At 40.6% G+C, this 6,602-nt stretch carries 6 protein-coding genes; 4 read left to right on the forward strand and 2 right to left on the reverse strand.

Going from position 1 to position 6,602, the window contains the following annotated elements; all coding sequences use genetic code 11:
- The first annotated feature begins 28 nt into the window (after positions 1-28).
- Both tgt and yajC read left to right on the forward strand, forming a co-directional pair.
- Complete coding sequence (gene tgt / locus FB379_RS07680) at positions 29-1,174, forward strand: tRNA guanosine(34) transglycosylase Tgt (RefSeq protein WP_063387972.1); 1,146 nt, start codon at positions 29-31, stop codon at positions 1,172-1,174.
- 21 nt (positions 1,175-1,195) lie between these two features.
- Positions 1,196-1,465, forward strand: a complete 270-nt coding sequence (gene yajC / locus FB379_RS07685) for a preprotein translocase subunit YajC (protein ID WP_063387973.1) — start codon at positions 1,196-1,198, stop codon at positions 1,463-1,465.
- 44 nt (positions 1,466-1,509) lie between these two features.
- Here the strand turns inward: yajC and FB379_RS07690 are convergent, their stop codons facing one another.
- Together FB379_RS07690 and spoVB are read right to left on the reverse strand one after the other, a co-directional pair.
- On the reverse strand, positions 1,510-1,899 hold the full coding sequence (locus FB379_RS07690) for a TIGR04086 family membrane protein (RefSeq protein ID WP_066249537.1): 390 nt from the start codon (positions 1,897-1,899) through the stop codon (positions 1,510-1,512).
- A gap of 123 nt (positions 1,900-2,022) precedes the next feature.
- Positions 2,023-3,603, reverse strand: a complete 1,581-nt coding sequence (gene spoVB / locus FB379_RS07695; RefSeq protein ID WP_144597701.1) for a stage V sporulation protein B — start codon at positions 3,601-3,603, stop codon at positions 2,023-2,025.
- A gap of 99 nt (positions 3,604-3,702) precedes the next feature.
- On the opposite strand from spoVB, the gene FB379_RS07700 reads away from it, so the two are divergent.
- Both FB379_RS07700 and secDF read left to right on the forward strand, forming a co-directional pair.
- Complete coding sequence (locus FB379_RS07700; RefSeq protein ID WP_066249531.1) at positions 3,703-3,996, forward strand: post-transcriptional regulator; 294 nt, start codon at positions 3,703-3,705, stop codon at positions 3,994-3,996.
- Between the two features lie 45 nt (positions 3,997-4,041).
- On the forward strand, positions 4,042-6,264 hold the full coding sequence (secDF, locus tag FB379_RS07705) for a protein translocase subunit SecDF (protein WP_144597702.1): 2,223 nt from the start codon (positions 4,042-4,044) through the stop codon (positions 6,262-6,264).
- Positions 6,265-6,602 lie beyond the last annotated feature (338 nt).

The following is a 6,602-nucleotide window of genomic DNA, read 5'->3' on the forward strand; positions in this document are numbered from 1 at the left end:
CGTACACTGAATAAAGGAGGGGCTTTCATTGAATAAGCCACCTATTCGATATGAATTGATCAAAACATGCAAACAAACAGGCGCCCGCCTTGGAATCGTACATACACCTCACGGTTCGTTTGAAACTCCGGTGTTTATGCCTGTGGGAACATTGGCGACCGTCAAAACTATGTCACCGGAGGAATTAAAAGAAATTGGCGCAAAAATCATTTTGAGCAATACATACCATTTATGGCTCCGACCAGGGGAAGATATCGTTAAGGAGGCAGGAGGTCTCCATTCTTTTATGAATTGGGATGGAGCGATTTTAACCGACTCCGGCGGATTTCAAGTGTTCAGCTTAAGCGAATTCCGGCGAATTGAAGAAGAGGGAGTATATTTTCGCAATCATTTAAACGGGGACAAGCTGTTTTTATCTCCAGAAAAAGCAACTGAAATCCAAAATGCTCTCGGATCAGATATTATAATGGCATTTGACGAATGCCCGCCTTACCCGGCATCATTTGATTATATGAAACAATCTGTAGAACGAACCTCCAGATGGGCTGAACGCTGTCTAGCAGCTCACAAAAGAGAAAATGAACAAGGGATGTTTGGAATTGTACAAGGCGGCGAATATGAAAACTTGCGGAAGCAAAGCGCACGCGATCTTGTCTCGCTTGATTTTTCGGGATATGCGGTTGGTGGTCTTTCTGTCGGTGAGCCGAAAGAAGTGATGAATCGTGTGCTAGAATTTACCGTGCCTTTATTGCCGAGCGACAAACCTCGTTATTTGATGGGGGTCGGTTCTCCAGATTCTCTGATAGATGGAGCGATTCGGGGCATTGATATGTTTGATTGCGTGCTTCCTACTAGAATTGCGCGCAACGGCACCTTAATGACATCAACAGGTCGGCTTGTCGTAAAAAATGCGAAATATGCGCGCGATTTCGGTCCATTGGATGAATCTTGTGATTGCTACGTTTGCCGAAATTATTCACGTGCTTATATCAGACATTTAATTAAAAGCAATGAAACATTTGGGATTCGATTAACATCTTACCATAATCTCTATTTTTTGATAAAATTAATGGAGCAGATTAGGGAATCAATCCGTGAAGACCGTTTAGGAGATTTCCGAGAAGAATTTTTTGAACGGTACGGATTCAATAAACCAAATGCGAAAAACTTTTAATGCTTAGAAAGGGGTGAAGAAATGTCGGAGAATTTTGTAGCAACAGTGCTGCCTTTTGTGCTGATGATTGCTATTTTTTACTTTTTGTTGATCAGACCTCAGCAAAAAAGGCAAAAGCAAATCCGTGACATGCAGGCAAACTTGAAGAAGGGTGATAAAATCGTAACGATTGGCGGTTTGCATGGGACGGTTGATTCATTGGATGAAGATAAAATCGTCATCCGTACGGGAGACGGCTCCCGCTTAACTTTTGACCGAAATGCTGTGAGAGAAGTCGTAGAACAATCATAGTTCTACAAAAAACAGGGCTGACTTAAATGTCAGCCTTTTTCTTTTTAAGCCTGCCGTTTTGGCGACGAAATATTGACTCCCAGCATTCCTCCAACTATTGAAGTGATTAAAAATCCACCGTGATATAATAGCGATTCTAGCGAAAGCGTTTTTCCGTAACCTAAAAATTGAAACAACAACACAATTCCCGTGTAAGCAACCGCTGTCGCACCGCCTAAAAGCCACCCTTTTTCTTTACCTTTTCCGCCAGCTATAAAACCTCCGATAAAAACGGCTAAAAAACTTATAGATGTGATGACCCAAAAGAGCGAATCTTCTGTTAAACTAGTAAATCGTAATAAAATAGATAAAAGAAAACTGGAAATCAAAGCAATGATCAAAATGGTAAAAACACCGTAAAATACAGCTTTCCCCCACCGCTTTGCTTCAATCATCCATTCATCTCCTCCCATGTTCACCCGTACAAGGGTAATCACTTTTATACAAGCATATTCATAAAAAAAAGATTTAGAATTAAAATTGCCAGATCAGGGTGAAAGGAATGAAACGGATAGATTTTAACGATTTTTCTGCATCGGAATAAAGATTGCTATATACGGACCGATTAGGGGAATTCGCTTTACTTCTTCCTTTTCGACTAGTCGAAAGATGATGAGAAACAGACTGTAAATAACTGTTGTGATCATGCATGCATACATTAACTTTGGCAGCAAATGCAGTTGTTCCAATAAGATATCGTAAATATGATAGGAGATCCAACCTGTTAAGAATATGACTGCAAAAGATAGAACATAGTCTCTTAAATAAATTGTGAACTTAAACACTTTCAGCACCGTTGCATAATGAAGAAGAGTAACGATCATAAACCCGCTTATAATGGCAAGAGCTGCGCCGATAATGCCGAGCTGCGGCCTAGTTGCGAAAACAAAAATGAGCGCTGTTTTTAAAATGGAACCAATTAAACTGTTGGTCATCGCTGCTTTTGCTAAATTTAATGCTTGCAATGCTGCTTGCAGTGGACCTTGGAAATAATAAAAGATGAAAAAAGGAGCCATAACTTTCACATAGATGGCAGATTGAGCATTTCCATACATAAAGATCATGATCGGTTCAGCGTACACGTATAAAATAACAACTGCTAGTCCGCCTGTAACAAGCGAGAGCCTTAAAGCTTGCCTCAGCCGATATTCTGCTAATCGAATCCTTTTTTGGGCAATCGCTTCGCTTAATGCGGGCACTAATGATGTTGACAGCGAAAAAGTGATGAAAGAGGGAAGCATTAATAAAGGAAGCGCATACCCCGTCAATTCCCCATATTGTTTTGTAGCTAAAGATGAATGAACGCCGGCGATCAGTAAACTGTGTGAAACAACGATCGGTTCGAGAAACCATGAAATGTTGCCGATAAATCGGCTGCCGGTTGTCGGCAGGGCAATTTTCATGAGCTGACTGAATGTTTCTTTTCCCTTTTTTAACGAACGGAAAAACGATTTTCTCACTCGAATTTGCTTTTTGAAACGGAACGCTATTAGTAAGTAAAGTAAGGAAGCAAGTTCTCCAATTGCTGCCGCAACAAAGGCGCCAGCGGCTGCATATTCGATTCCGTAAGGCAGCATAGCTTTTGTACAAACGGCAATAAAGGCGATTCTGACCGCTTGCTCAAGCACCTGGGAGAATGCCGCAGGCGTCATGTTTTGTTTTCCTTGAAAGTAGCCTCTCAAAACAGAGGATACAGCAATAATAGGAATTACAGGAGTGATGGAAATCAAAGGAAAGAATGTTCTTGGGTCTGTAAGCAATGTTTCAGAAATATATGAGGCGGAAAACAACACAAGCGGTGCGATGATAATGCTTAAACTGCACGTAATTGTTAAAGATACAACCAGTATTTTTTTTTCCTTTTTGCTGTCTCCTTTTGCATCCGCTTCCGCGACCAGCTTGGAGATGGCAACCGGCAAACCGAGCTGTGTAGCTGCTGCGACAAGGCCAAACGTAGGCATCGCCATCATGTAGAGGCCAACCCCTTCTTCTCCAATCATTCTGGCTATGACAATTCGATTAATAAAACCGAGAATTCTTATGATGAGGCCTGCCGTCATTAAAATGAGCATTCCTTTTAAAAAGGTTTGCTTCGGCATTTTTCTCCCTGCCTTCTCAAAAAACTTGATATCATATACAATTACTATATGCAGACTCGAAGTACAGGCATGACAACCTTTTAAGAAAGGAGCATAAAAGTGGAGAACTATTCGGTAGATGCCTATCGCAAGTATTTAAGGCCGTTTTTGAAAAGCAAGCTCGAAGAATTCCGGCTGTATGGATACGATAAAATGACAGAGGATGAATTGTGGGCTTTTTTGAAAAGAAAAAAATGGAAAAAAATTGAGGGTGTCAGAGTACATCGGTTAGTAGAAGGGATTATGTCAGTGAAAGTGTCCGATTTCATGAATTATACGACCATTGAGTTTATGAAAGATGCAAAATGGTTAGATAGTAAAGAAGGACAAGAAATATTAAAAGAATTAACCTAAAGATGATAAGGCGATGTTTCGCATATAAGCTTGAGGAGGATCAACATGGCAAAAAAAGGCCGAATTATATCATTTTTTATCATTGTTTTCGCCCTTTTAGGTTTGACTGGCGCAACGACAAAACCAATCGTAGAAGGCATTACGCTTGGTCTTGATTTAAAAGGCGGCTTTGAAGTTTTATATGAAGTGAAGCCGGTAAATAAAGGAGATAAAATTGACCGTCAAGCCCTATTAAGTGCAGTTGAAGCGCTGGACAAAAGGGCGAATGCACTTGGAGTGAGCGAACCAAATATCCAAATAGAAGGGAATGACCGAATTCGAGTTCAGCTTGCAGGCGTGACGGATCAGACTGAAGCTCGGAAAATTTTGTCGACGCAGGCAGAACTGACCTTTCGTGATGTCAATGACAAAGAATTACTAAACGGTTCAGACTTAGTGCAAGGCGGTGCCAAGCAATCATTTGACCAAAACGGTAAACCGAACGTTGTCGTTGAGCTAAAGGATGCGAAAAAATTTAAAGAAGTGACAGAGAAAATAGTAAAAATGGCGCCTGAAAATAAGCTGATCATATGGCTTGATTGGGAAGAAGGCGACTCGTATAAAAAAGAAGCAGCAAAAGCGAATCCGAAATTTTTGTCCGATCCGTACGTAAATGAAGTGTTTGATACGACTACGGTCACGATTGAAGGACAATTTACGGTAGAAGAAGCGCAGCAATTAGCAAGTTTGCTGAATGCTGGTGCATTGCCAGTGAAGCTGCACGAAATTTATTCAACTTCTGTCGGGGCAAAATATGGGGAAGAAGCGATGCAATCAACCATTTATGCGGGTTACGTCGGCGTAGGCCTCATTATGCTGTTCATGATCTTTTACTATCGCTTGCCGGGATTGATCGCATCTATCACGCTTGTTTCATACATATACCTCATTTTAGTTGTGTACAATTGGATGCATGCGGTGCTTACATTGCCGGGGATCGCCGCCCTTATTTTAGGGGTTGGGATGGCAGTTGACGCGAACATTATTACAGACGAACGAATAAAGGATGAATTAAAGCTTGGAAAAAGTGTCCGATCTGCTTTTAAAGCAGGAAACAAAAGATCGCTTTTAACCATTTTTGATGCCAATGTTACGACAATACTCGCAGCTGTTGTTTTGTTTATTTTTGGAACAAGCTCTGTAAAAGGCTTTGCGACAATGCTCATTGTCAGCATTATTATATCCTTCCTTACGGCGATTTATTTAAGCAGATTGCTGCTCGGATTGCTCGTGGAGAGCCGGGCATTTGACAAAAAGCCGCATTGGTTTGGCGTGAGGAAAAGCGATATTTTGGATATTACGAAAACGAATAAAGATACCGATGTCCCAACTCGCTTTGATCATATTGATTTTGTTAAACATCGGAAAAAGTTTTTCGTTTTATCAAGTGTATTAATTGTCGCAGGCATCATCATCCTCTTTGTTGCTAAATTGAATCTAAGCATCGATTTTACGAGCGGAACGCGAGTCGAGCTAGCGACAAATGAGCCGCTATCGGCTGATACAATCGAAAAAGAATTCAAATCAATCGGGCTTAAGCCGGATGAAATTGTATTATCTGGTAATGATAAAAGCACAGCAGTTGTACGATTTGTAGGCGCATTTGATAAAGAAACGATTTCAAATGTAAAAGAACATTTCACAGAGCTGTATGGGATAGAGCCAAATATAAGCACGGTTTCGCCAACAGTCGGAAAAGAGCTGGCGCGAAATGCTCTCATCGGTGTTGCAATTGCTTCCATTGGGATTATCATATATGTATCCATCCGCTTTGAATTTTATATGGCGCTTGCAGCTGTGCTTGCCCTATTGCACGATGCCTTTTTTATCATTTCCTTTTTCAGCATCACCCGTCTTGAAGTAGACATTACATTTATCGCGGCCGTGTTGACGATTATTGGTTACTCGATCAACGATACGATTGTTACGTTTGACCGTATAAAAGAAAACATGGGAAAAGCGAAAAAAATAAAAACATTTGAGCAGCTTGCGGAAATTGTCAACAAAAGCTTGCGGCAAACCTTTACAAGATCGATTAACACCGTTTTAACCGTGATCTTTGCTGTTGTCGCTCTCATTTTATTCGGAAGCTCGTCCATTTTAAATTTCTCGATTGCTTTGTTGGTTGGATTGATCGCAGGCGTTTATTCCTCTTTGTTTATCGCCAGCCAGCTTTGGCTCGTTTGGAAATGGAAGCAAATTGAAAAACGTTCTATAAAAGAAAACTAGTGAACAGCCGCTGTAAAAGTTCGAAGGGGCTGTCCAAAAAGTCAGGGTTAACTGACTTTTTGGGGCTCCTTCATTTTAGGGATTTATCGGACAGACTATTTTTCCTATCTTGTGTTTAGGGGCTGTCTTTGAAAGTCAAATCGCCATTGAAAACAAAAAATCATAAACACCGATATATCAACGTTTCTAAAACATTCATGGGGGCGTCAATAAGCCGTAAAAACGACTTATTAGACATCCCCCTTCTTACCTCTAGTCAAGTATTTTTTATTAAATAATTTGGTTAATATAGATTTTATTTTGGAAGGAAGGGGGACCCCTTCCTTCCAAAATAAATT

Origin of the sequence: Aeribacillus composti, assembly GCF_007827555.1 — a bacterium.
Classification (GTDB): domain Bacteria; phylum Bacillota; class Bacilli; order Bacillales; family Aeribacillaceae; genus Aeribacillus; species Aeribacillus composti.